Here is a 25131-nt window from a genome sequence, read left to right on the forward strand (position 1 = left end):
GGCACCCGGCCCCGGGCGGCGCCGCCCCCTGCCCGGCCTCCGGCCGCCGGCGGCACCGGTTCGTCCCGCGACGCCTAGTGCTTCCGATCCAGGATGAACCGGGCCAGGGCCCTCAGATTGGGCTCCATCGGCGCACCGGCCAGCTCATCCAGGGCTTCCAGCGCATCACCGACAAACTGCTCCGCCCGGCGGCGGGCATATTCCAGCCCGCCCACCGCCTCCACCCAGCCGGTCACCCGCTCCACCGTGGCATCGTCCACCTGCCGGGCTTCCAGGCGCTCCAGCAGCCAGGGCTGGGGATCCCGGGCCAGCGCGAACAGGACGGGCAGGGTGAGGACGCCGCTGCGCAGGTCCGTTCCCCGGGGCTTGCCCAGCTGCTCGGGGCTGCCCGTCAAATCCAGGATGTCGTCGATGACCTGGAAGCCCATGCCGATGCCGTAACCGTAGCGCCGCAGGGCCTCCGCCTGCTGCTCGGTGGCGCCGCCCATCAGGCCGCCCATCAGGCAGCAGTGGCTGATGAAGTGGGCGGTCTTCTTGTAGATCCGGCGGTAGTAGCCCTCCTCCCCGGTGCTGGGGTCGAAGAGCTGGGCCTGCTGCTCGATCTCGCCCGTGGACATCTCGTAGACCGCCTCGGCCATGACCTGCACCACGCGGTTGTCGCCGTCGGCGGCCAGCAGGGAGAAGGCCCGGGCGAACAGAAAGTCGCCCGTCAGCACCGCCGTCCCGGTACCCCACCGCACGTTGACCGTGGGCAGCCCCCGGCGGGCGGTGGCGCCGTCCACGATGTCGTCGTGGACCAGGGTCGCCATGTGGATCAGTTCCACCGCCGCCGCCACCGGCAGCAGCCGCTCGCGATCGTATTGGAAGTTGCGTGCGGCCAGGAGGACCAGGGCGGGGCGCAACCGCTTGCCGCCGCCACGCTGCAGGTAGGTGGCCAGTTCGACGATGTGGGGATCAGGACCGTCCAGGGCCCGCCGGATCGCCACCTCGACCGCGGCCAGGTCGTTGCGGATCGGTTCGAAGACCGCCCCCGCCGCGACGGTCACCGATGCTTGCCCTTCGCCTGCCATGCATCTTCCCCCGGCGCACCCGCGGCGCCTGCGGCGCTCCCCGGGGCAGGAGATTCCGTCAACACGCGGGACATGATTCATTTTACCCTTCCTGGTACCGGGCCGCCAGCGCCTGGAGCCGGCGGATGCGGTGCCCCACGGCGGACTTGCTCAGGGGCGGATCCAGCAACTGGCCCAGGTCCCGCAGGCTGGCCGACGGGTGCTCGATCCGGACCCGGGCCACCTCCCGCAGCGATGGGGGCAGACCTTCCCATCCCACCGCCTCGACCAGCCGGCGGATGGCCGCCACCTGCCGCAACCCGGCGTCCACGGCCTTGCGCAGGTTGGCCGTCTCGGCGTTGACCAGGCGGTTGACCTGATTGCGCATGCCCTTGACCACCCGGTGGTTCTCCAGGGCCAGGACCGCCTGGTGGGCTCCCAGGCGCCCCAGGAACTCGGCGATCTGGTCGGCCTCCTTGAGATAGAGCCCCACCCGGCCCCGGCGCCGGGCACGGCCGGGCCGCAAGCCCCAGCGGCGCAGTTCGGCAGCCACCCGCCGCGCGGCGGCCGCCCCCGGGACCACCACCTCGGCGTGATACCCGTGCCCGGGCCCGCTGACGCTGCCTGCCCCCAGGAAGAGGCCCCGCAGGAACGCCTCCCGGTCCTGGCGGCGCCGCGGCTGTTCCCCGGCGCCCGGATCGGGAAGGCCGGCCAGCACCAGGCCCGAGCCGCCGGCCCCGGCGGGCTCGGGCGGTTCGTCCAGCCAGAGCTCGTAGACGTTGCCCCGGCCCAGCTTGCCCCGCCGGTCGACCACCAGCCGCGGCGTCACCCCGTAGCGGGCCCGCACCAGGCGAACCAGGAGGCGCGCCGTGGCGGCGCTTTCCGTACGCCAGCGCCAGCCCTTCCCCTCCACCGGCATCCCGCACCCCAGGCACAGGCCGGCCAGCTCCCAGGCCAGGGCCGCGCCGTCGGCCGGCCAGAGCCGGGCCAGCTCGTCCTTGACCTGGCCCGAGAAAGTGTCCCGGATCAACGGCATCCCTCCAGCCCGGCGGGCCGGGGTCGAGCACCCGGGCCGCCGGGGTCCAGAACCCCATCCGGGAAGCGCCGCCAGCGGGCGGAACCGCAAGCGGCGGTCGCGGCAGGCCGGCTTGGCCCGCCCCGCGCCCCGCGGGCCGGCTGCCGGGGTCCCGCACCCGCGGTCCGGCTGCCGGCGCCCCGCGCCCCGCGGGCCGCCTTCAGGCGTCCCGCGCCACGCGGGCCGGTTCGTCCGCCCCGGTCTCCTCGCGCCACAGGCGCTCGCCCAAAAGGAAGAAGTCCAGCCGGCGGCGCGGGTTCACCCGCGGGCGGGCAGCCAGCAGCACCCGCAGCAGGGCGCGGGCCAGCCGCTGGGGGTCGTGCCGGACCAGGTCGTCCCCCGCCAGCAGGCGCGCCGCATGCACCTGCAGGCCCATCTGGCGCAGCCGCTCCCGGTCCAGGCGCACCACGTCCTGCCCCTGCTGGCGGTAGCGCTGGAGGAGCGCAGCCGGCGGCTGCTGGACGTTGACCAGCACGTGGTGGAAAAGCCCTGGGCCCACGGCGTCGATCAGCGCCCGGGCGTGGTCGGCGGCGGTGTAACCCGTGGTCTCCCCGGGCTGGGTCATGGCGTTCACCACCAGCACCTTGACCGCCCGGGAGCGGCGCAGGGCGTCGCGGATGCCGGGAATCAGCAGGTTGGGCAGGATGCTGGTGTACAGGCTCCCCGGGCCGAGCACCACCAGGTCGGCCGACTCGATGGCTTCCACGGCCGCCGGCGGCGGCTCGACCCCCGAGGGCTCCAGCCACACCTTGTCGATGGGCGCCGCATCGGCGGCGATGGCCGACTCCCCCCGGACGATCCGGCCGTCGGCCATGCGGGCCACCAGCGTCACGGGCGTCAGCGTCGACGGCAGCACCTGCCCCCGCACCGCCAGCACCTTGCTGGACTCGTACACCGCCTGCTCGAAGTCGCCCAGCAGTTCCGCCAGGGCGCCGATGAAAAGGTTGCCCAGGCTGTGGCCTGCCAGGGTGCCCTGGGTGAAGCGGTGCTGGAAGAGCTGGGCCATCAGCGGTTCGGCGTCGGCCAGGGCCACCAGGCAGTTGCGGATGTCGCCGGGCGGCAGGATCCCCAGCTCGCCGCGCAGGCGGCCCGAGCTGCCGCCGTCGTCGGCCACGGTGACGATGGCCGTCACGTTGCCGGTGTACTCCTTGAGGCCGCGCAGGAGCACCGACAGCCCCGTCCCGCCGCCGATGGCCACCACCCGCGGCCCCCGGTCCAGGCGCCGGCGCAGCACCAGCCGGTCCATGGCGGCGCCGTTGGCTCCGCCGGCCGGAGTGAGCAGTTCCGCCACCACCCGCAGCACGCGGTAGGTGGCCCCCACGGCCAGCAAGGCCCCCAACGCCATCACCGCGACCCCCGGCCAGGGTTCGGGGACGAACCGGCCCGTGGCCGCCAGCACCTGGCGGCGCAGCCACCCCTCGGCGGCCGCCCACAGGTCGGCCCCGGCGGCCATGGCGCCGCCCAGGGCCACCAGGTAGAGGCCCGCGGCGAACACCACCAGCCATCGCTTGATCCGCAGGCCCGGCAAGAGCCAGTATGCCAGCTTCATCCGTCACCCTCGCTTCCCCTGGGCCCGCTCCGCCAGGGAGCGCTCCACGTCGCGGTGTTCGACCAGCACCCGGTGCCCCTGGTTGCGCAGGTGGGCCGCCAGCGCCTCGGCGATCACCACCGAGCGGTGCTGGCCGCCGGTGCAGCCCACGGCCACGGTCAGCTGGGTCTTGCCCTCGTTGATGTACTGGGGCAGCAGGAAATCCAGCAGGTCCTGCAGTTGCTCCAGCAGCCGGCGCGCGCTGGGCCAGCGCAGCACGTAATCCCGCACCCGGTCGTCCAGGCCCGTCAGGGGCTGCAGGTCGGGCACGTAGTGGGGGTTGGGCAGGAAGCGGACGTCGAACACCAGGTCCGCGTCGGCCGGCAGCCCGTAGCGAAAGCCGAAGCTCACCACGTGGGCAATCAGGCGCGGCGTCTCCGGCCCGCCCCACAGCTGGGCGATGCGCTCCCGCAGCTGCCGCGGCGAGAGTTCGCTGGTATCGAGGATCACGTGGGCGCGGCCGCGCAGGGCGCCCAGCCGCTGCCGCTCCGCCCGGATCCCCTCCAGCAGCCGGCCCTGGGGGGCCAGGGGATGGCGCCGCCGCGTCTCCTTGAACCGCTTGACCAGCGCCTCGTCGGAGGCCTCCAGGAACACGATCCGGTAGAACACGCCGGCCTGGTCCAGCTCCTGCAGCGCCTCCACCGCCTGGTCGAACCAGTCCCCGCCGCGCACGTCCATCACCACCGCCACCCGCCGCACGGGGCTGTCGGGCTGGCGGCAGAGGGCGGCGAAGGGCGCCAGCAGAGCGGGGGGCAGGTTGTCGACGCAGAAGAAGCCGAGATCCTCCAGGGCGTGGATGGCCTGGGTCTTGCCCGCGCCGGACAGCCCGGTGACCACCACCAGCTGCAGGTCCCGCCCGGCACCCGCCTCCTGGCCCTGGCCCGCCGGCGCGGCGGCCTGCGCGGCCACGGGTACGCCAGGCTGCGGTACCGCCGGCGAAGCGGCCTGCGGCACTGCCGGCACGGCGGCCTGCGGGGCCCCGGGCGCGACAGCCGGTGCCACCCCCGGCGCAGGCCCCCCTGGCCCTCCGCCGGCGACCCCGTCGCTGGCTTCCCCGGCGCGCGGAGCGCCGTCCCCTGCAGCCGGGTCCGGATGTCCGGCCGGTCCCGCCGGGTTCCTTTCCGGCGCCTTTTCCATCGCCCCCACCTCCCTGCCCGGCCCCGGGCCCGGGCCTGCATGCCGCACCCTCGGGGGGCGGCACCGGATCCCGGACCCCCACCGAATCCCAGACCCCTTTATCCTTCAAATCTTCCGCCGGGAAAAGGAACGATCCTCCTGTACCGGCCCGCCGCCGGCCCTCACAGGCATCCCAGCACCGCCTGGACCAGCCGGTGGTCGGAGGCCCCGTGGTCCAGGACCTGCAGCTCCACCACGCGCAGGCCGGCCACCCAGATCAGGTCGATGGCCGGCCCGGACTGTGGCGCCCCCTCACGGTCCCCCCGGCGCGGCCCGCCCCCGGAGCCTCCGGCACCCCTTGAGCTCCCGCCGCCCGCCGCCACGACCCAGCAGGGCTCGCCTCCCGCACCACCGGTGGCCGGGTAGGTCGCCGGCGCCTGCGCCCGGGCCGCCGCGGCACTGGCCAGAACGGCCCGCAGGGGCGCCAGTTCCGGTGCCTCCGCCGGCGCGTTGAAGTCCCCCACCAGGACAACCGGCCCCTCCTGCCGCAGCCGGGCCGCCTGCTCGGCCAGGGCGCGGGCTTGCGCCCGGCGCTCCGCCGCGCCGAGCCCCAGATGGGTCACCCCCAGCCAGGCCGGTTCGTCCTGGGGACCGAAGCCGGACACCCGCAGCCACAGGCAGGCCCGGGGTTCCCAGCGGGAAGGCAGGGGCTGGGCCTCCACGGCCACCACCCCACTCCCCGCCGGGGGGACCGGCGGTCCGAGCCAGCACAGGCCGTAGGCGCCGCCCCGGTGCAGGGTGGGGTGGAAGAACCAGGCGCGGCCCAGGGCCATGCCCAGCCACCGGGCCTGGTGCACTCGGCCGCTGCGGCGGCGGCCGCCGTCCACCTCCTGCAGGCCGGCCCAGTGCGGGCTGGCCCGCTCCAGCACGCGCCGGATGCCCTCCAGGTCGACCCGGCCGTCCAGTCCCCGCCCGTGGCGGATGTTGAAGGTGGCAATGCGCCAGAGCATGCCTGCCCGGTGCGCCAGGGCCGCTCCCTCCGTTGCACGCGCGCCGGTCACCCGCGCGGCGCGCCCTTCCCCGCCGGGCCGCGCGGCGGCCGGTTGCGGCCGGTTGCAGGGCCAAACCGCCCGGCCACCCCGGTCCGGCCCCACAGGCCTTGCTCACCGCGCGGGCCGGGCCGCCCGTCTCCTGCGGGCTCCGGCCTGCTAGCCTGCGGCGGAGCCGTCCTCCTGGTCCTGCCGCCGCTGGCGCGCGGCCCGGTGCCAGCCGCGCTCCATCAGGACGCCGGCCATGTAGGCCAGCAGGATCGTCGGGATGAGAAGACCCGCAAAGTTGGTCCAGAAGATCCCTACGGCCAGCAACACGGCGCAGACCGCCAGCGCCGTGCGCATCTCCCCCCGCACCCCCCAGGAGATGCCCAGGGCAATGGTCGTGACGCTGATCAGCACCTTGCCGATCAGGATCAGGATGTCGAGGACTCCGCCCATCTCCGGCCTCCTTCCCACCCTCCGGGGCCCGAGGTCTCCGGGGCCCCGGCTGCAGGTGTGGCCCTGGCCGGGCGGCGCGTTCGCGGGCACCGCGCCCGCACCGCCCGCCCCCACTATACTGGACCATACTGGACCCCCTGGACTGGACCCCCTGGCCGCCCTCCCGATGCCGCCGCCATCAGGATCCCCGGCCGGCCACGGCCTCCGGGCGGCCGGGCCGGCCACCGCTGCCGCAGGGCGCGGGGCGCGGCAGCTCAGGCCGAGCAAGGCGCCGCACACCTACGCCATCTCCGGCACCGGGTGGGGCGGCCGCAGCCCCCGCAGCACGGCGGCGCAGTTCTCCGCCGCCAGCCGGGCCATGCGCCAGCGGGTGCGCCGGGTGGCGCTGCCGATGTGGGGCAGGGCGATCACGTTGGGCAGCTGCAGCAGCGGGTGATGGGGTGGAACCGGCTCCTGGCCGTACACGTCCAGGCCCGCCATGGCCAGGTGCCCCTGGCGCAGCGCCTCGACCAGGGCCTGTTCGTCCACCACGCCGCCCCGGGCGGTGTTGATCAGGATGGCTCCGGGTTTCATCCGGGCCAGCCGCCGCCCGTCCAGCAGGTGGCGGGTTTCCGGGGTGAGGGGCACGTGGAGGGTGACGATGTCGGAGCGGGCCAGGAGGGAGTCCAGGTCGGCATAGGCGACGCCCAGCTCCTCCTCCGCGTCCGGATGGCGCCGGCGGCTGGAATACAGGACCTGCATGCCGAAGGCCCGGGCGCGGCGGGCCACGGCCCGGCCGATGCGCCCCAGGCCGACGATGCCCAGGGTGGCCCCGTCCAGCTCGAGGCCGAGCCACTGCAGGGGGTGCCAGGTGGTCCAGCGGCCGGCCCGCAGGTCCGCCTCCGCCTGGGGCAGGCGCCGGGCGCAGGCCAGGATCAGGGCCATGGCCAGGTCGGCGGTGGCCTCCGTCAGGACCCCCGGCGTGTGGGTCACCAGGATGCCCCGCCGCTGCGCTGCCTGGACGTCCACGTTGTCGTAGCCCACGGCGCAGTTGCTGACCACCCGCAGCCGGGGCGCTCCGGCCAGCAGCCCGTCGTCGATGCGGTCGGTGATCATGGTGATGACCCCGTCGGCCACGGCCAGGCGGCGGGCCAGCTCGGCCCGCGGCGGCGGGAGGAACTCGGGCCACACCTCCACCTCGGCCCAGCCTTCGAGGGGCGCCAGGGCGCCCTCAGGCACCTGCCGGGTGACGAAGACGCGGGGTCGCTCCCTCACTCCCACACCTCCTCGGCGCCGGGCCGGCCGGGCAGGCCGGTTGCGGCAGAACCGGAGCCGCTCGGGAAGGGGGCTGCGGCCCGGCTGGAGCGGATCAGCCCGGCTGCAGCGGACCAGCCCCGGCACGGGGCTGCGGGCCGGCCCGGCTGCAACGGTACTACGGCGTTTTCCCGCCCGTTCCTGGCAGGTGTAAGCCGCTTTTCGGCCGGAAGCGGCGTCTTCCGCCACCTCCCCGGCCCGCACTATAATGGGCAAGGCATCGGGACCACGGGCACCACACTGGGCCAGCGGCCCAAAAGGGGGATCCCGCCGTGCAGGCCGCCGAGTGGGCTCGCGACATCACCGACATCCTTCACGGCCAGGACGAGCAGGGCGCCCTGGAACGGCTGGCCCGCCTGCAGCCCTTCGACCGGGCCCAGGTCCTGGCCCACATGGAGCCCCAGGACCGCCTGCGCCTGGTCCGGAGCATGCCCGTGCCCCTGGCCGCCGAGACCCTGGAATACCTGGAACCCGAAACCCAGTACCGCATCCTCGATCACCTGGACGAGCCCCGGGCCGCCGCCTTGCTGCAGGGAATGTCCAGCGACACGGTGGTCGACCTGCTGCTCGCCCTCCACCCGCTGCAGGCGGCCCGGCTCAAGGCTTGGCTGCCGCCCGCCTACCGCGAGCGCATCGACACCCTGATGACCTTCCCGGAGAACACGGCAGGCAGCCTGGCTACCATCGAGTACATCGCCGCCCGGGAAGGCTGGACCGTCCAGCAGGCGTTGGACCACGTGCGCAAGGTGGGCCACGACGCCGAGGTGGTCTCCTACGTCTACGTGGTGGACGCCCGCGGCCGGCTGGTACGGGTGGCATCCCTCCGGGAGCTGATCCTGGCCGATCCCCACGCGCCGCTGACCAGCGTGGGGCGGGCGGACGTGATCACCGTCCGGGCCACGGCGGACCGGGAAGAAGCGGCACGCCTCCTGACCGACTACGACTTCGTGGCCCTGCCGGTGGTCGACGACCAGCATCGCCTGCTGGGCATCATCACCATCGACGACATCGTCGACGTGATCCACCGCGAGGCGACGGAAGACATCCAGCGGCTGGGCGGCAGCGTGCCCCTGGCCGAGTCCTACTTCAAGACCCCCGTACCCATGCTGTTCCGCAAGCGGGTGGGGTGGCTGCTGACCCTGTTCATCGCCGGCGCCTACACCAGCACCGTCCTGCACCACTTCGAGGGCCTGCTGGCCCAGGTGGTCGGGCTGACCTTCTTCATCCCGCTGCTGATCGGCACGGGCGGCAACACGGGCAGCCAGACGGTGGCGACCCTGGTCCGGGCCCTGGCGGTGGGCGAGGTCACCTTCCGGGACATGCTGCGCGTCCTGGCCCGGGAAGTGGCCACGGGGGCGCTGCTGGGCGCGGTGATGGCCGCCGCTGCCCTGATCCGTGCCTACATGCTGGGCGTGGGCCACCAGCTGGGTCCCGTGGTGGCAGTGACGGCCCTGTTCATCGTGGTCTGGGCGTCCATGGTGTCGGCGGTGCTGCCCCTTTTGCTCCATCGCCTGCGGGTCGACCCGGCGGTGGTGTCGGGTCCCTTCATCAGCACCCTGGTGGACGGGACGGGACTCTTCATCTACTTTTCCGTAGCCCGCGCGCTTCTCAACCTGAGCTAGGGGGCCCACGGCCGTGAGCTGCGGACCGGACGCCGGCCGTTACTCTGGTGGGACGAACAGGCCCGGCCGCCAGGGGAACCCGCCTGCCCCCGGCCCGGACATGACGGCCGTACCCCGGGTGCCCGGCGCCATCCTCCTGGGCGGTCACGTGCTGGGGGCCTTACCCCTCTGGCTGGCAGGAGGGCGGGCCGCGGTCCCTGCGGACCTGCCCGGCCCTCCGCCTCTAGGTCTCGGCCTGGCGGTGGCAACCCGCCCCTGCCGCCGCCCCGGCACCGCCCGTGGGGCGGATCCCGAACCGAGTAAGGGCCCGCTCCTTCCTAGGGATCCGCTGCGGGAGCGAATGGGCCGGCTGCTGGAGGCCGCAGCCCTTCGCCCCGGCCCCCCGCCCTCCGTCCTGGCCCTGGCCCGGGAGGCGGCGCTGGCCCTGGGTGCCTGGCCACGGGCGGTGGCCATGGCCCTGGGCGGGCTGCGCTGGGCCGGTCCGCCGCCGGACCTGGGCTCCGTCGCGGGTCTGGGCCCGCCCGGCCCGGCCCCGGTCGCCGGGGACGCAGGGGGAAGGCCAGGAGGCCGGGTGGCCGGAAGCGGGCCGGCCGGGGGCGCGGGCACGGGCGGCCCGGCGGGACACCCCCCGGAAGGGGCCGGGACCGGCGCCCCCTCCGGACCCCCTCCGGGAGACGAGGGGGGCTGGCCGTCGCCCCTGGCGGCCGGACGGGCTCGGGCCTTTGCCGCCCTGCCCGCCGGCTGGCTTGAACCCCTGAGCCGGGGCTTGCTGCTGGCCGGCCCCCTTCCCGCGGCGACTTCCCGGCCGGATGATACCTGGCCGGAGCTGCCGCCGCCGCCGGAGTGGTGCTGGGCTGCCCGCTGGTCCCAGGGCCCCGACCCCGTCCTGGTCCGGGTGCTGGAGCGGGAAGCCCGCTGGCTGGCGGGCTGGCGCCGCCGGCTACCTGCCGACCTTCCCACCGACCCGCGCCCCCGCCGCCCCACGGGGGGAGCACCGGGGCCGGAGACGGACCCGGCGGGGGGCGGCGGCCGGCCCGCAGCTGCCGCCGGCGATCCCGACCGGGTCCTGGGCGCCTTGCTGCGGGAGGCTGCAGCCCTGGGCCGGTTCGTCCGGGACCAGGGGCTGGTCCCGCCGGCGGTGGCAACGGCCGGCGAGCGGCTGGAGGCCGCGCTGCGGCAGCTGGGCTGGGACCCCGGCGGGCCGGGAAGCCCCCCCGCCTGGCCGGCCTGGCACGTGGCCTGGCCCGTTTGGGCCCTGTGGCTGGCTCCTGCGGGAGCGGGCGACGGCGGCGCGGCCCGCCGGGTCGCCCGCGACCTGGGGCGGCTGGGCTGGTGGGCGGTGCAGCTCTACCCGGTCCAGGCGGGAGCCCGCTGGCGGCTGGTGGCCGGACCGGCCTCCTCTCCCAAGGGAGAGGACCCGGCCCGACAGGGAAGCTCGCCGGGCCGGCCGAAGGCATAGGCGGGACGAAACCGGCAGGGGATGCACAACCGGCAGGGAACGCACCCGGAAGGATGATCAGGCCATGACCCAAGCGGAAGGTCCCAACCTGGCGGTGGCGCGGGCCGCCCTGCGGCTGGCCACCTCGGCTACCCGCAGCGACGAGGGCCGGATCAAGGACGAGCTCCTGCGCCAGGGCATCCGGGGCGTGGCGGTGGACTTCGGCGGACCGTACGTGGAGTCCATCGGCAGCATGGTGCAGAGGGCCATCGTCGCCGCCCGGCGCGAGGGCGTCATCGCACCCATCCACCCCCACGAGGGGGCGGTGGCCGGGGCGGCCAGGGAAGCGCTGGCCCAGCTGGCGGGCCGGGCGCTGGGTTTCAACGTGGGCGGCAAGGTGGCCATCGCCCGGCTGGGGGAGCACCTGGCCTGTGCCGTCTTCGTGGGGGTCGGCCTGGTGCACCTGGACGACGTGGCCGTGGGCCTGGCCCACCGGGCCGTGCCTGACGTGGCGCCCCGCAGCGGTCCGGCGTGACCGGCGGGTCTGCCGTGACCGGCGGCGGTCCGGCGGATCCGGCGGCGGCACCCGCTACCTGCTCCGCGGACCCTGGCAACCCGCGGGCCTCGGCAACCCGCCGGCCTGGCGGCCAGCGCTACAAGGTCCGTGTCAACTCAGCTAAAAATGTTACCCAACGGGTCCTGATCACTCACGTAAGAATGTCACCGAACGCCTCAATCGGCGGACATGGCCGTTTCCGGGGGATGCTGCAGGCCCGCGATGAGCTCATCCAACTCCCGATGGAGTTGCAGCGGGTTGAGGGACTGCCGTAGGGCCAGCCAGCGCGCCCGTTCCTCGGGCGAGAGCACGTCGCGCTCGAGGATGCGATCCAGCGGGGGCCGGGCGGCGTCGTAGGATTTGCGCACCCGGGCGCCGTCCCGGACCTTGTTCTTGAGCTTCCGGGTTGGGAGGAACAGGTTGGCGTAGAGGTCCAAGCGGGCGTAGAGCCGGTTGAGCTGTTCGACTTGCTCGGGGCGGTCGTAGCGGGCGTAGCCGACGATCTCCCGGACCAGCTGGCGGTTGCGCTGCTCGACGTGGGCGTTGTCGTTCTTGCGATAGGGGCGGCTGCGGGTGAACGTCAGGTGGTGTACCTTGGCGTACCGCTGCAGGTGATGGTTGACGAACTCGGCACCGTTGTCGGTGTGCAGGCCCCCAGACGGGATAGGGCCATTGGGCGATCAGGTCCTGGATGGCTTCGTGGACGGCGCGCTGGCTTCGGCCGAGCAAGGCGCGGCGGCGGCTCCAGCCCGTCACGATGTCGACCATGCTGAGGGTGTACGCGTACTGGCCGGCGGTCGAGCCGCCGTTGTGTTCAACCAGATCGACCTCCAAGGCCCCGGGGCGGGCTTCGTCCCAGTCGTAGGTGGCCATGGGGATCTGGCTTTGCAGCAGCCCCGGTCGCGGACGAGGAAGCCGGCGGCGCGGCTTGGGCGAGGGCATCGCAGCGAGGCGGCGGGCCAGGGTGGCCCGGCTGATCTTCCGGAGGGCCTCGCGCACGGCGTCTGTGAGGACGACTTCCCCGTGGGCGGCCAGGTGCTCGGCCATGGGCAAGAGCACCGGGTGAAGCCGTTCGGCGCAAGGGTAGTCCAGTGCTTCCCAGATCCGTGCGATGACCGGCAAGGCCTCGAGGTAGCGCAGGGCCCGCTTGCGACGGCGCTTGGCCGGGGCCGGCGGCGTGGCCTGTCGGAGGACCCGGATCGTGTACTTGCGGTGGTAACCACAGACTTGCTGGACTTCGTTCAGGATCTCGGTGCGTTCCCGGCGGGTTCGGGCCGCCCAGTACCGTTCTCGCATGGTGGCGAGATACTCGCGGCGGCTGGCGAGTGACATCGGCACAGCACGTCCCTTCGGTAAGATTTCTCCGTGAGTGATCCGGGACCCCTTCGGTTACATTTTGGCTGAGTGATTGCGAGGTCTTGCCGGACGCCCGGGCGCCTTGTATAATTCGCGAATAACAACCGGCCGCAGCCGGTGCAGGACGGTAGGCTTCACGGTAAGACGCGGCCGGTTCCCGACTCCTTTTCAAATCCATCGGCAGCCGCTGCGTAGAACGGCAGGACGGTAGGGGCGGATTCCTCCCGCCACCCTTCGGTGGCTTTTTCCTTTCTGTCCTCGCTGCGCAGGGGCCGGGCAAGGAGGGAAGGATGGTGCGCGGGATACGGGGTGCCGTAGTCGCCGAGGACAACAGTCCCGAGGCGATCCGCCGGGCGACCCGCGAGCTCTTGCAGGCCATGGTTGCGATGAATGAAGCTTCAGTCGATGATATTGTTGCGGTGTTCTTCACGGTGACCCGGGACCTGGACCGTGCCTTCCCCGCTTCCGCGGTGCGGGAGCTGGGCTGGACCCACGTCCCGCTGCTGGACGCCATGGCGCCGCCGGTGGACGATGACCTGCCCCGCTGCATCCGGGCCCTGGTGCTGGTGAACACCGACCGGTCGCCCCGGGAGATCCGGCACGTCTACCTGGGCCAGGCCCGCTGCCTGCGGCCCGACCTGGCCACCTGGCAACCCGGCGGAGTCCTGGACGGCCTGGACGGCCTGGCCGTCGCCCAGGCCCTGGCGGGAGGGAATCGAGGGTGATCGTTATCATGCATCCCCACGCCACACCCGACGACGTCGAGCAGGTCAAGGAGCGCCTCCGCCAGGCGGGGCTGCGGCCCTACGTGGCCCAGGGCGACGAGCGGGTGGTGATCCACGGCCACGGCAATCCCCGCGCTCTGGACGGCCAGCAGGTGGAGACCCTGCGGGGGGTGGAGAGGGTGGTCACCGTCAGCCGGCCCTACAAGCTGGCCAGCCGCGAGTTCCGGCCCGAGCCGACGGTGGTGGCGGCGGGCGGCGTGCCCTTCGGCGGCGATGCCATCCCCATCATCGCCGGGCCGTGTTCCGTGGAGAGCGAGGCCGGGCTGCTGGAGATCGCCGGGTTCCTCCGGCGGGCGGGGGGCGCAGCCCTGCGCGGCGGTGCCTTCAAGCCCCGCACCTCCCCCTACAGCTTTCAGGGTCTTGGCCAGGAGGGCCTGCGGCTGCTGGCGCTGGCCCGGCAGGTGACGGGCCTGCCCGTGGTGACCGAGGTGATGGCCCCCGAGCAGGTGGAGCAGGTGGCTGCCTACGCCGACGTCCTTCAGATCGGCGCCCGCAACATGCAGAACTTCCCCTTGCTGCAGGCGGTGGGCCGGACCCGCAAGCCGGTGCTCCTCAAGCGGGGCTTCATGGCCACGGTGGAAGAGTGGCTGCTGGCCGCGGAGTACATCCTGGCCGAGGGCAATCCCCACGTGATCCTCTGCGAGCGCGGCATCCGCACCTTCGAGACGTCGACCCGCAACACCCTGGACCTCAACGCCGTGGCCGTGGCCAAGAGCCTGACCCACCTGCCGGTGATCGTCGATCCCAGCCACGGCACCGGTCACCGGGAGTACGTGATCCCCCTGGCCCGGGCGGCCGTGGCCGTGGGGGCCGACGGGCTGATCGTGGAGGTGCACCCGCGGCCCGACCAGGCCCTGTCCGACGGCAACCAGAGCCTGGACTTCGCCCAGTTCCAGCAGCTGGTGGAAGAGGTCGAAGCCGTGGCCCGGGCCCTCGGCCGCCGGCTGTTCCGCCACGGGGACGAACCCGGCCGGCAGGCGGCCCGTGACGGGACCGTCACCGGGGCAGGCCGGGAAGGACGGGCGGGCGCCGGCCGCGAAGGCCGGGGCGACGGCCAACCCGGCCTTCCCCGCCCCGGCGAGCCGGACGTACCCGTCGGGCCGGCGGCGGGGGGGGCGGCACCCTCCCCGAGGCGGGCCGCCGCCGGTGGGGGCAACTGACCGGTGTGCCCCGAGGCCCCCGGCCCGGCCTGCGACCCCGCCTTCGAATCCCGGAGGCTTCCTGATCCGTTGCCAGGGCCGCGAGGGGACGGGCCCGTCGCGGCCTCCGAGCCGGGCGGCCGTCCGGGCGGCGACCGGCTGGAGCGCTGGCGGGGGCGCGTTTTGGCTGTGGTCGGCCTGGGCCAGATCGGCGGCTCCCTGGCCGCCGCCGCCCGCCCCCTGGTGGGCAGGGTGCTGGGGTTCGACCGGGATCCGGCCGCCCTGGACCACGCCCTGGCGGCCGGGTGGGTCGACGCCGGTTCGTCCGCCGGGTTGGACCTGCTCAGGGAGGCCGATGCCGTCGTGCTGGCCGTGCCCCTGGGCGCCATGCCGGCGGTGCTGGAGCAGGCCCGGCCCTTCCTGCGGCCGGGGGTGCTGCTCACCGACACCGGCAGCGTCAAGGGGCCGGTGGTGGCCGCCGCCCGGCAGCACGTGCCCGCCCAGGTGGCTTTTGTGGGCGGCCATCCCATGGCCGGCACCGAGCGGTGGGGCGCCGCCGCGGCCGATCCCGGGCTCTTCCGGGGGTGCACCTGGGTCCTCACCCCCGCCGCCCCCTGGGGCGACGAGGCGGCCCGGCCCTGGATCCCGCTGCTGGAGGCCGCCGGTGCCCGGGTCCTCCTGATGGATCCCGTCGATCACGACCGGCACGTGGCCCTGGCCAGCCACCTGCCCCTGCTGGTGGCCGCCGCCCTGGCAGGCACCGCCCGCCGGGGCGCGGGAAGCCTCCCCCACCTGGCCGGCCTGGTGGCCGGCGGCTTTCGCGACACCACCCGGGTGGCCGGCGGCCACCCCGTGCTGGGGCGGGACATGCTGCGCGCCAACTGGGTCCATCTGGCCCCGTGGCTCGAGATTCTGAAGGAAGAACTTGACCGGCTGGCCCGGGCGGTGAGCCCGGCCGGGCCCGGGGAAGGACCGGCGGGTCCGGAAGGCCGCGCCGGGGGGACCGGCGCCGGAGGGGATGACCTCACCGCGCTGCCCCAGGGGGACGAAGGGGGCGATCCCCTCTTCCGCTATCTGGACGCGGCCCGCCGCTTCCGGGAGGCCATCCTGCACCGGCCCGGGCCGTCCGCGGAGACCGCCCGGCCAGGCTCCAGCGAGGATGGGTGACGCCCATGCACAGCCCGACGCCTGAACCTGAATCCGATGGCCGGCACCACCGGGCGGGCAGAGCGCCTGGAAGGGCCCTGCCCGGAGCGGCGCCCGGACCCGCCGGCGCGCCTGTCCCGGCCGCAGCCGCCCAACCGGCCGGGCTCCCCGGGGCGGCCCCGCAACCGGCCGCCGGCCACCCCGCCCTGGACTCCGGCCTGGTACGGGTGCGGCCCGCCCGGGACCTGCGCGGTACGCTGCCGGTGCCGGGGGACAAGTCCATCGCCCACCGGGCGGCCCTGCTGGCCGCCGCCGCCGGGGGCCGGGTCGTCCTGGACCGTTACGCCCCGGGGCGGGACGCTGCCTCGACCCTGGCGTGCCTTGCCGCCCTGGGGGTCACGGTGCGGCGTCCGGCGCCCCACCAGGTGGTGCTGGAGGGGCCGGGCATCGCCGGCTGGCAGGCTCCCGCAGCTCCCCTGGACGCGGGCAACTCGGGCACCACCATGCGCCTCTTGCTGGGGCTGCTGGCATCCCGCCCCTTCACCGCCACCTTGACCGGGGATGCCTCCCTGTGCCGGCGGCCCATGGACCGGGTGGTCGAGCCCCTGCGCCGCATGGGCGCCCGGATCAGCGGCCGGGAGGGCGGCCGCCGGGCCCCCCTGACCATCCGGGGCGGGGGCCTCAGGGCCATCCACCACGACAGCCCCGTGGCCAGCGCCCAGGTCAAGAGTGCCATCCTGCTGGCCGGGCTCTTTGCCGCGGGACGAACCAGCGTCCGCGAGCCCGCCCTCTCCCGCGATCACACCGAGCGACTGCTGCCCCTCTTCGGCGTCGCCGTGGAGCGGGACGGGCCGATGGTGGCCGTCGACGGCGGCCAGGTCCTGGCCGCCCCGGAGCGGCTGGCCATCCCCGGCGACCCGTCGGCGGCCGCCTTCTACCTGGCCGCCGCCCTCCTTTGCCCGGGTAGCCGGATCACCCTGCAGGGAGTGGGGGTCAACCCCACCCGGACGGGGTTCCTGGAGGTGCTGCAGGCCATGGGCGCCCGGGTGCGGGTGGAGGCCGTGCGGGAGCTGCAGCCCGGCGGCGGGCCCGCCGGTTCTTCCGCAACGGCGGGCGGGCCGGGCGAGCCGGTGGCGGACCTCACCGCCGAAACCTCCGAGCTGCGGGCCGTGGACGTGGGCGGCGACCTGATCCCCCGGCTGATCGACGAGATCCCCATCCTGGCGGTGCTGGCCACCCAGGCCCGGGGCACCACCCGCATCCGCGACGCCGCGGAGCTGCGGGTCAAGGAGACCGACCGCCTCACGGCCATCGCCGAGGAACTGCGGCGGCTGGGCGCCCGGGTGGACGAGCACCCCGGCGGCCTGGACATCCACGGCCCCACCCCCTTGCGGGGCGCCGTGGTCTCTTCCCGGGGAGACCACCGCATGGCCATGGCCCTGGCCGTGGCCGGGCTGGTGGCGGCCGGCGAGACGGTGATCGCTGGCGCCACCAGCGCCGCCGTGTCGGACCCTGGCTTCTTCAGCAACCTCCGCCGGCTGGGCGCTCCCGTGGAGGGTCCGGAAGGCCTGCCGGGGGGCCCGGAGCCCCAGCCGGCAAGCCCGGTGCCCCTGGGGGCAGGCTTGGTTTCCCAAGAAGCGGGCGAGGCGGGTGCGGCACCCTCCTCCCTGCCGGCCCCGGCACCGGCCGTGGGGGATGAACCGGCATGAGCCGCCCCCCGGCCTCCTCCGGCTCGCCGCCGCGGCGGCTGGCGGTCCTGGGCCATCCCATCGGCCACAGCCTCTCGCCCGCCCTGCAGTCGGCCGCCTTCCGGGCGGCGGGCCTGCCCTGGTCGTACCAGGCCTGGGACGTGCCCCCCGGGGACCTGGAAGCCGCCCTGGCCCAGGTGCGGGCCGATCCCCGGTGGGCCGGGGTCAACCTCACCATCCCCCACAAGGAAGCCGCCCTCGCCCTGCTGGACCGGATCGATCCCGCCGCTCGCCGCATCGGCGCCGTCAACACCGTGGTGCGGGAGGACGGCGGGGCGCTGGTGGGGTACAACACCGACGGGACCGGGTTCCTCCGGGACCTGGAGGAGCACGGCCTCCCCCCCGGCCGCCTGGCCGGCCGGCGGGCCCTGGTTTTGGGAGCCGGCGGTGCCGCCCGGGCCGTGGTCTTCGCCCTGCTGGAAGCCGGCATGGCCGTGGTGATCGCCAACCGGACGGCCGCTCGGGCCCGGGCGCTGGCCCGGGAGCTGGCGCAGCCACCCATGGATCCGGGCGCGGCCGGCGGGCCTCCGGCCCGGCCCCACCCCCGGCACGGGATCCCGGGCCCGGCCGGGTCCGGCGGCGCGGACCGGTCCCCGCAACCGGGGGGGCCCGCCGGCGCCCGGGACCAAGATTGCGGGCCTTCCCCGGACCCGGCGCCCGTGGTAGCGCCCGTGGAAGCCCTCTCCTTGGACGACCCGGCCCTGCCGGAGGTGGCCGCCGGCTGCCTGCTGGTGGTCAACGCCACCAGCGCCGGCATGGCGCCCCAGCTGGGGGTGGACCCGCTGCCGGCTGCCTGCCGCCCCCTGCCCGGCCAGGTGTATTACGACCTGGTCTACCGGCCGGCCGTCACCCCCTTCCTGGCCCGGGCGGCGGCGGCCGGCGCCCGGGCCATCGGCGGCCTGGGCATGCTGCTGCACCAGGGGGCCGCCGCCTTTGAACTCTGGACGAACCGGCCCGCCCCCCTGGCCGCCATGCGGGCCGCCCTGCAGGCGGCCCTGGCCGCCGGCGACCCGGGTGCCCCCGGGGCCCGGGACGTTCCGGCGGGGGCCTGGGACGGCACGGGCCGGGGGGCGTCATCTCCGGAGCAAGGAGCGTGAACCCGGTGGCCCTGCGGCTGTTGACCGCCGGCGAATCCCACGGACCCGGCCTGGTGGCCGTCCTGGAAGGCGTGCCCCACGGGCTGCCCCTGACGGCCGCCGACATCGACCGCGACCTGGCCCGGCGCCAGCGGGGTTATGGCCGGGGCGGCCGCATGAAGATCGAGCAGGACCGGGTGCGGATCGTGGGCGGGGTGCGCCACGGCCGCACCCTGGGCAGCCCCATCGCCCTGTGGATTCCCAACCGCGACTGGGAGAACTGGAGCCGGGCCATGGCGCCGGAGCCCCCGGACGATGCCGCCCAGGCCGCTGCGGACGGCGACTGGCGCCTGGAACCCGTCACCCGCCCCCGCCCGGGCCATGCCGACCTGGCGGGCGCCCTGAAGTACGGCGCCCGCGACATCCGGGACGTCCTGGAGCGCGCCAGCGCCCGGGAGACGGCGGCGCGGGTGGCCGCGGGGGCCGTGGCTCGCAAGCTGCTCGGCCTGTTCGGGATCCGGATCCAGAGTTACGTGCTGCGCATCGGCGAGGTGGCCATCCCCTCGCCGGTTCTGGAGTACGGCGAGGACGGCCGCCCGCCCGTGGACCCGGCGGCCCTCGAGGAAGCCACCGAAGCCTCGCCGGTCCGCTGCCCGGACCCGGTGGCGTCGGAGCGGATGGTGGAGGCCATCCGGACCGCCGGCCAGGCCGGGGACACCCTGGGGGGCGTGTTCGAGATCCTGGTCACCGGGGTGCCCGTGGGGCTGGGCAGCCACGCCAGCGGCGACCGGCGGCTGGAGGGACGGCTGGCCGGCGCCTTGATGGCGCTGAACGCCATCAAGGGGGTTGAGGTGGGCCTGGGCTTCGCCGCCGCCGCCCTGCCGGGTTCCCGGGTCCACGACCCCATCGGGTTCCGCCCGCCTCGCCGGGAGGGTACGGAACCCGCCCCGGCGGCGCCCGGTCCCGCCCACCCGGCGGCCCGGGCTGCCGCAGCCCGGGCCGGGGCCGACGGCTGGCGCGGCCCGGCGGCCGGGTTCTTCCGGTACCGTAACGGGGCCGGCGGCATCGAAGGCGGCATCACCAACGGCGAGCCCCTGGTCCTGCGGGCGGCGATGAAGCCCATCGCCACCCTGCGCCGGCCCCTGCCGTCGGCCGACCTGCTCACGGGGGAACCCTTCGCCGCCCACCACGAGCGGTCGGACATCTGTGCCGTGCCGGCGGCGGCGGTGGTGGGCGAGGCCATCGTGGCGCTGGAGCTGGCCGCGGCGTGGATCGAGAAGTTCGGCGGCGACAGCGTGGACGACATGCTGCGCAACTACATCGCATACTGCGAGCGCCTGGCCGCCTGGGTCCACCGTGCCCCGGCACCGGAGGCGTCCCGGGCTGCCGGGTCCCCTCCGGCGGGCGGGAGCCAGGCCGGCGCCCCCACCCCGGGGAGGGACCCCCGGTGACGGGAAGGCCCCTGCGGCTCGTACTGGTCGGCATGATGGGCGCCGGCAAGACCACCGTGGGACGGGCCCTGGCCGCCCGCCTGGGCTGGGCCTTTCTCGACCTGGACGACCTGGTCGAGCAGGCGGCGGGCCGCACCGTCGGCGCCCTCTTCGCCCAGGAGGGGGAGGCGGGGTTTCGGCGCCGGGAGGAACAGGCGCTGGCCTGGGCCCTGGCCCTGGAGCGGGTGGTCATCGCCACGGGGGGCGGGGTGGTGCTCTCGGAGGCCAACCGGGCAAAGCTGGCCGCCGAGCCCTGGGTGGTCTGGCTGGAGGCCCCGCCAGAGGAACTGGCCCGCCGGCTGGCCGGGCCGGAGGCCGCCGGCCGGCCCCTGCTGGCGGGCTCGGTGGCTGGAGCTGCCGCAGAAGAAGCTGTCTCAGAAGCTGTCTCAATGGTGGGTGCGTCTCGGAAGCTGGGCGCTTCCCCGGCCGGCGGGCCGCCGGATCACCCGCCGGCCGGCCTGGCGCAGCGCCTGGCCCAGCTGCTCCAGGAGCGGGCCGGCGCCTACGCGGCCGTGGCCCGGTACCGCATCCCCACCGCCGGCCGGCCGGTGGCGGCGGTCACGGAGGCGGTCCTCGAACACCTCCTGCCGGCACCCGTCCCCGGCCCCGCTGACCGCCCGGGGACCGGCACGAGCGCCCAAGGCCCCCACGGCCCCTCGGGTTCCGTGACCACCGCCCCGGGTCCGGTGGCCGCCGCCCTGCCGCCCGGCGTCCCGCCGCACGCCCGCGCACCTTCCTCCGCCCCGGATGCTGCCGTGGCGCCTCCCCCCGCCGGTCCCGGCACCGTGCCTTCCGCCGCGACGGCCCCCCGCGGGGCGTCTTCCGCGCCTGCGGCGCCGGCCGCCGTCGCGGAACCGGACCTGGTGATCGAGGCGGGGGCCGAACGCTACCCTCTGTGGGTGCGTCCCGGTGTCGTGGCGGGCACGCTGGCGGGCACCGCAGGGGAGGTGGGGCTGGAGGCGCTGCTGGCCGCCGCGTGGACCGGTGGCGTCCCCGCCGGCGGAACACCGCCCCGGGGGGCTCCGGACCGGCCGGGCCCGGCGGCTCCCCAGGCAGCGCCCGGCCCTTCCGACCCTCTGGCGAGCCCCCTGGCGGCCGGTCCCCTGCCGGAAGAGCGCCCGGCCGCCCAGCCTGGCGGGCGGGCGCCCGTGGCCCTGCTGGCCAGCGACCCCGTGGTGTCCGCCCTCTACGGCCGGGGGGTCGCCCGCGCCCTGGAGCGGGCGGGGTTCCGGGTGGTCCGGGCCGTGGTGCCCGCCGGGGAGGAAGCCAAGTCCCTGGAGTGGGCCTCCCGCCTCTACGACCGGCTGGTGGAAGCCGGTGCGGGCCGCGACGCCTGGGTCTTCGCCCTGGGCGGGGGGGTGGTAGGCGACCTGGCGGGATTCGTCGCCGCCACCTACATGCGGGGCATCGCCTTCGCCCAGCTGCCCACCACGCTCCTGGCCCAGGTGGACGCCAGCGCCGGCGGCAAGGTGGCCGTCAACCACCCGCGGGCCAAGAACCTGATCGGGGCCTTCCACCAGCCGCGGCTGGTGGTGGCCGACCCCGCGACCCTGGCCACCCAGCCCCAGGCCGCTTACCGGGGCGGCCTGGCGGAGATGGTCAAGCATGCCCTGCTGGACGGGGAAGGCCACCTGGCCGCCCTGGAGGCTGCCGTATCCCGGCTGCTGGACCGCGACCCCCACGGGCTGGCGCCCCTCATCGCCCGCTCGGTGGCCGTCAAGGCGCGGATCGTCGCCCAGGACCCGGAAGAACGCGGCCCCCGCGCCTTCCTCAACCTGGGCCACACCTTTGCCCACGCCCTGGAGGCCGCCGCCGGCTACCGGGTGCCCCATGGCGATGCCGTGGCCGCCGGCCTGGTGCTGGCCCTGGCCCTGTCCGAGCGGCTGGGCATGGCCCCCGCCGGGCTGGCCGGCCGGGTGGAGGAACTGCTGGCCCGCCTCGGCCTTCCCGTCACCCTGGCCCAGGCTTGCCGGGAGTGGGGTGCGGAGCCGCCCACCGCCGCCGAGGTGCTGGGCCGCCTGCAGCATGACAAGAAGAACCGGCAGGGCAGGGTGCGGTTCGTCCTGCTCGGGGCGCCGGGGCAGGTCGCCGTGCGGGACGACGTGCCGGAGGCGGTGGTCGAGGAGCTGGTTCGCCGGTCGCTGGCCGGCCGGTCGCCGGCTGCAGGTGCCGGGCGTACCCCGGCCTGAAGGCAGGCGTTGGACGCACGCCGGAGATCCCGAAGATGGCGAGGTGGACGAACCGGTGACGACCCCTTTTCAGCCCGGGCCGGCCGGAACGCCCGGCCCGGACCGGCCGGAGGAATCCCCCGGCGGCGCGGCGGACGGGCCCAGCCCTGGGGGCAGCCCGCAACCTGCCCCGGTCCCGGCCGTCCTGGTCTTGCACGGGCCCAACCTCAACCTGCTGGGTCGCAGGGAACCCGAGGTCTACGGGCACACCAGCCTGGCGGAATTGGACGCCTTGCTGCAAAGGCGGGCCGCCCGCTACGGGGTGGCCGTGGAATGCTTCCAGAGCAACCACGAAGGCGCGCTGATCGACCGGCTGCACCAGGCGCCCGGCCGGTACCTGGGCGTGATCTTCAACCCCGGCGGCTACGCCCACACCAGCGTGGCCCTGCGGGACGCAGTGGCCGCCATCGCCGGTCTGGGAGTGCCGGTGATCGAGGTGCACCTCAGCAACGTGCACGCCCGGGAGCCCTTCCGCCACCGGCTGCTGACGGCAGGTGCCAGCCGCGGCGTGATCAGCGGGCTGGGGGTGACGGGGTACCTGCTGGCCCTGGAGGGACTGCTGGCCCTGGCGGGCCTGGCGCCCGGGCCCGGGGCCGGAACTGCCGAGGGGCCCTGAGGGACGGCGGCCGTAACCGCGGGCCGTGGCCCGTCACCGGCAGCCGCTGCCATGACCCGCCCGCCGCAGCCTGTCACCGGCGCCGGTGCCATGACCGGCCGCCTCTGCCGTCACCGCTTGCGGCGGCGTCCCGGTCCGGTGCTGCCTTCAGCCCTCGCCCCGACCGCCGGCGCCGCCCGCGGCGCTGCCGCCCCCGCTGCCGTCACCGCTCGCCCCTGTCGGCCCACAGGCGGCTGGCCACCGTGCTGATCACGCTGACCAGCAGGGAGCCGATCAGGGCGGGGACGAAGCCCTGGACCTCAAAGCCGTCCACCACCGCCGCCACCAGCCAGAACATCAGGGCGTTGACCACGAAGGTGAAAAGGCCCAGGGTCAGGCAGCCGATGGGCATGGTCAGAAACAGGACCACGGGCCGGATCACCGCATTGACCAGGCCCAGCACCAGGGCGGCCACCAGCGCCGCCCCCGGCCCCGCGACGTCGATCCCCTCCAGCAGCCAGGCCACCAGCAGGATGGATCCGGCGCTGATCAGCCAGCGCAGCAGCAGGTTCATCAGCCGGCCTCCTTCCGTGCGCCTCCAACCGCCGCTCCGCGCCGCCCCGCGCTCCTCAGCTCCCGCCGCCCGGCCGGAGCCCATCCGGCAGCGGGTTGTCCCGCTCAAAGTGCAGCAGGGCATCCACGGGCGCGTAATCGTCCTGCAGCACGGGGACATCGTCCACCGGCACCGGCCGGTCATAGATCCACCGGGCCGCCGCGGCCAGCGCCTCCAGTTCCGGGTGGCGGGCCGCCCACGCCTCCACCGCCCGGGCCAGTTCCTCCCTGTCCAGGGGGCCGGGCTCCCCCTGGTCCTCCCGGGCCAGGAGGATCACGTTCTGCAGCTCCGCCGGTTCCACCGGCAGAACGGGCATCAGGTACACCTCGGGGAAGACCTCCCGGTAGGTGCGGTAAAAGGCCCGCAGCAGGGCGCTGCGCGGTCCTTCCAGCGCCCCGATGACGTTGGCCACCACCACGCCCCCCGGCGCCAGCCGGGACCGCACTTCCTCCAGGAACTGGCGGGTGGTCAGGTGAAAGGGGATGGCATCGGCGTAGTAGGCGTCAAGCAGCACCAGGTCATACCGCTGGGGCGCCCGCCGGATGAACCGGCGGCCGTCCTCCACGTACACCCGCAGCCGCGGGTCGCCGGGCAGGTGGAAGAACCGCCGGGCCACGTCGACCACCACCGGGTCCAGTTCGGCCACGTGGATGGTGACGTCAGGATAGGACGCCAGCACCCGCTTGGGGATCGAGCCGCCCCCCAGCCCCACCAGCAGGACCCGCCGGGCGCCGGGGTTGAGCGCCCAGCCGGCGTGCATCACGTCCGTGTAGGCGAAGCGGGCGGTCACCGGGTCGTGGAGGTACATGCCGCTCTGCCACGAGTTGTCAAACCGCAAGAAGCGGCTGTCGCCGCGGTCTTCCACCCGCAGGTGGTGGTAGAGGGTGTTGCGCTGGTAGACCACCCTGGCCCCGTCCGCGGTCAACGGGGCGGGAGCCGGGGCGGGCACCACGGCCACCCCCAGCACCGCCGCCGCCGGCAGGGCCACGGCCAGATGGCGCCGCCCGGCCAGCAGCACGGCGGCGCCCGCCAGGATGGCCGCCAGCGCCTTGAGGATGGTGGCCGCCGGCAACCAGGGGATCAGCCAGAAGGAGGTGGCCAGGGTCCCGGCGATGCTCCCGGCGTTGGAGACGGCGTAGAGGTTCCCCGCCACCCGGCCCAGCCGGTGGGTGGCCGGGGCGGCCAGCCGCACCAGCCAGGGCGAGATGCTGCCCAGCAGAAGCCCCGGCGGGAGGAACAGGACCGCCGAGGCCAGCAGCGCCCCCCAGCGGGGGTCCGCCACCCGGCCCGCCAGGGCTGCGACCCAGGCCTCGCCGCGGGAAGCCAGCACCAGGGTCCAGGCGCCGGCCAGCACCAGCACCAGGGCCGGACCCGCCCGGGCCGGCCAGCGGTCGGCCGCCAGGCCGCCCAGGGCGTAACCGGCGCTGAGGGCGGCCAGCACCACGCCGATCAGGCTGCCCCAGACGAAGATGGAACTCCCCAGGCTCGGCGCCAGGAGCCGGCTGCCCAGCAGTTCGAGGGCCATCAGGACGGCCCCGGCGAAGAACGCGGTCAGGGCCAGCATGACATGCCTCCATCCCGGCGGCCGGCGGGCAGCCCCCAAAGCACGGGCGCGCGGGCTGCCACCCCGCCGGCCTCGCCCGAGCCTTCCCTGTTCCTACCCACCCGCCAGCCAGGCTCCGCTACGGCCGGGCGGGCCACGGGGCACGCCCAGGGGCGCCGGGGCGC

21 protein-coding genes are annotated in these 25131 nt (G+C 75.2%); 11 read left to right on the top strand and 10 right to left on the bottom strand.

Going from position 1 to position 25131, the window contains the following annotated elements:
• Window positions 1–74: 74 nt before the first annotated feature.
• The 7 genes from THESUDRAFT_RS09715 to THESUDRAFT_RS09745 all read right to left on the bottom strand — a co-directional run bounded on the left by THESUDRAFT_RS09715 (window position 75) and on the right by THESUDRAFT_RS09745 (window position 7572).
• Window positions 75–1070 (bottom strand): polyprenyl synthetase family protein, encoded by a 996-nt coding sequence (locus tag THESUDRAFT_RS09715; protein ID WP_006904618.1) that lies wholly within the window; start codon window positions 1068–1070, stop codon window positions 75–77.
• Between the two features lie 82 nt (window positions 1071–1152).
• A complete protein-coding gene (whiA, locus tag THESUDRAFT_RS09720) occupies window positions 1153–2079 on the bottom strand; it encodes a DNA-binding protein WhiA (protein WP_006904619.1) in 927 nt (308 codons plus the stop codon).
• A 205-nt stretch (window positions 2080–2284) separates the two neighbouring features.
• On the bottom strand, window positions 2285–3673 hold the full coding sequence (locus THESUDRAFT_RS09725; RefSeq protein WP_006904620.1) for a gluconeogenesis factor YvcK family protein: 1389 nt from the start codon (window positions 3671–3673) through the stop codon (window positions 2285–2287).
• Window positions 3674–3676: 3 nt separating this feature from the next.
• Window positions 3677–4561 carry an RNase adapter RapZ gene (gene rapZ / locus THESUDRAFT_RS09730; protein ID WP_040827522.1) on the bottom strand — a complete coding sequence of 295 codons (885 nt, stop codon included), beginning with the start codon at window positions 4559–4561 and terminating at the stop codon, window positions 3677–3679.
• 449 nt (window positions 4562–5010) lie between these two features.
• Window positions 5011–5889, bottom strand: coding sequence for an endonuclease/exonuclease/phosphatase family protein (locus tag THESUDRAFT_RS12460; protein ID WP_156821785.1), 879 nt, complete (start codon window positions 5887–5889; stop codon window positions 5011–5013).
• Between the two features lie 147 nt (window positions 5890–6036).
• On the bottom strand, window positions 6037–6318 hold the full coding sequence (locus tag THESUDRAFT_RS09740) for a hypothetical protein (RefSeq protein ID WP_006904623.1): 282 nt from the start codon (window positions 6316–6318) through the stop codon (window positions 6037–6039).
• A gap of 279 nt (window positions 6319–6597) precedes the next feature.
• On the bottom strand, window positions 6598–7572 hold the full coding sequence (locus THESUDRAFT_RS09745) for a 2-hydroxyacid dehydrogenase (RefSeq protein WP_006904624.1): 975 nt from the start codon (window positions 7570–7572) through the stop codon (window positions 6598–6600).
• A gap of 311 nt (window positions 7573–7883) precedes the next feature.
• On the opposite strand from THESUDRAFT_RS09745, the gene mgtE reads away from it, so the two are divergent.
• The 3 genes from mgtE (at window position 7884) to THESUDRAFT_RS09765 (ending at window position 11206) form a co-directional block, all read left to right on the top strand.
• Window positions 7884–9233, top strand: a complete 1350-nt coding sequence (gene mgtE, locus THESUDRAFT_RS09750; RefSeq protein ID WP_006904625.1) for a magnesium transporter — start codon at window positions 7884–7886, stop codon at window positions 9231–9233.
• 340 nt (window positions 9234–9573) lie between these two features.
• Window positions 9574–10692 (top strand): hypothetical protein, encoded by a 1119-nt coding sequence (locus THESUDRAFT_RS09760; protein WP_040826465.1) that lies wholly within the window; start codon window positions 9574–9576, stop codon window positions 10690–10692.
• A 64-nt stretch (window positions 10693–10756) separates the two neighbouring features.
• On the top strand, window positions 10757–11206 hold the full coding sequence (locus tag THESUDRAFT_RS09765) for a HutP family protein (protein WP_006904627.1): 450 nt from the start codon (window positions 10757–10759) through the stop codon (window positions 11204–11206).
• 197 nt (window positions 11207–11403) lie between these two features.
• On the opposite strand, the gene THESUDRAFT_RS14685 is transcribed toward THESUDRAFT_RS09765, so the two are convergent.
• The gene (locus tag THESUDRAFT_RS14685) at window positions 11404–11664 is read right to left on the bottom strand and encodes a hypothetical protein (RefSeq protein WP_242823312.1); all 261 of its coding nucleotides are present in this window, start codon (window positions 11662–11664) and stop codon (window positions 11404–11406) included.
• Window positions 11665–12873: 1209 nt separating this feature from the next.
• Between THESUDRAFT_RS14685 and aroH the strand changes: the two genes are divergently transcribed.
• The 8 genes from aroH (at window position 12874) to aroQ (ending at window position 22811) form a co-directional block, all read left to right on the top strand.
• Window positions 12874–13308, top strand: a complete 435-nt coding sequence (gene aroH / locus THESUDRAFT_RS09775; protein WP_006904628.1) for a chorismate mutase — start codon at window positions 12874–12876, stop codon at window positions 13306–13308.
• The gene (gene aroF, locus THESUDRAFT_RS09780) at window positions 13305–14528 is read left to right on the top strand and encodes a 3-deoxy-7-phosphoheptulonate synthase (RefSeq protein WP_006904629.1); all 1224 of its coding nucleotides are present in this window, start codon (window positions 13305–13307) and stop codon (window positions 14526–14528) included. Before aroH ends, aroF begins: the two co-directional genes overlap by 4 nt.
• Window positions 14529–14597: 69 nt before the next feature.
• The gene (locus tag THESUDRAFT_RS09785) at window positions 14598–15674 is read left to right on the top strand and encodes a prephenate dehydrogenase (RefSeq protein WP_006904630.1); all 1077 of its coding nucleotides are present in this window, start codon (window positions 14598–14600) and stop codon (window positions 15672–15674) included.
• 5 nt (window positions 15675–15679) lie between these two features.
• Entirely contained in the window at window positions 15680–17362 is a 1683-nt protein-coding gene (aroA, locus tag THESUDRAFT_RS09790) for a 3-phosphoshikimate 1-carboxyvinyltransferase (RefSeq protein ID WP_006904631.1), read from the top strand.
• Complete coding sequence (locus tag THESUDRAFT_RS12465) at window positions 17359–18498, top strand: shikimate dehydrogenase family protein (protein ID WP_006904632.1); 1140 nt, start codon at window positions 17359–17361, stop codon at window positions 18496–18498. Before aroA ends, THESUDRAFT_RS12465 begins: the two co-directional genes overlap by 4 nt.
• A 5-nt stretch (window positions 18499–18503) precedes the next feature.
• Window positions 18504–19928, top strand: coding sequence for a chorismate synthase (aroC, locus tag THESUDRAFT_RS09800; RefSeq protein WP_006904633.1), 1425 nt, complete (start codon window positions 18504–18506; stop codon window positions 19926–19928).
• Window positions 19925–22156 carry a 3-dehydroquinate synthase gene (gene aroB, locus THESUDRAFT_RS09805; protein WP_006904634.1) on the top strand — a complete coding sequence of 744 codons (2232 nt, stop codon included), beginning with the start codon at window positions 19925–19927 and terminating at the stop codon, window positions 22154–22156. The genes aroC and aroB overlap by 4 nt, the downstream gene beginning before the upstream one ends.
• 55 nt (window positions 22157–22211) lie before the next feature.
• The gene (aroQ, locus tag THESUDRAFT_RS09810) at window positions 22212–22811 is read left to right on the top strand and encodes a type II 3-dehydroquinate dehydratase (RefSeq protein WP_006904635.1); all 600 of its coding nucleotides are present in this window, start codon (window positions 22212–22214) and stop codon (window positions 22809–22811) included.
• Window positions 22812–23013: 202 nt separating this feature from the next.
• On the opposite strand, the gene THESUDRAFT_RS09815 is transcribed toward aroQ, so the two are convergent.
• Both THESUDRAFT_RS09815 and THESUDRAFT_RS09820 read right to left on the bottom strand, forming a co-directional pair.
• Window positions 23014–23364, bottom strand: a complete 351-nt coding sequence (locus THESUDRAFT_RS09815) for a phage holin family protein (protein WP_006904636.1) — start codon at window positions 23362–23364, stop codon at window positions 23014–23016.
• A 55-nt stretch (window positions 23365–23419) separates the two neighbouring features.
• Window positions 23420–24967 carry a fused MFS/spermidine synthase gene (locus tag THESUDRAFT_RS09820; RefSeq protein WP_006904637.1) on the bottom strand — a complete coding sequence of 516 codons (1548 nt, stop codon included), beginning with the start codon at window positions 24965–24967 and terminating at the stop codon, window positions 23420–23422.
• Between the last annotated feature and the right edge of the window lie 164 nt (window positions 24968–25131).

It is taken from the genome of Thermaerobacter subterraneus DSM 13965, from assembly GCF_000183545.2.
GTDB lineage: Bacteria > Bacillota > Sulfobacillia > Thermaerobacterales > Thermaerobacteraceae > Thermaerobacter > Thermaerobacter subterraneus.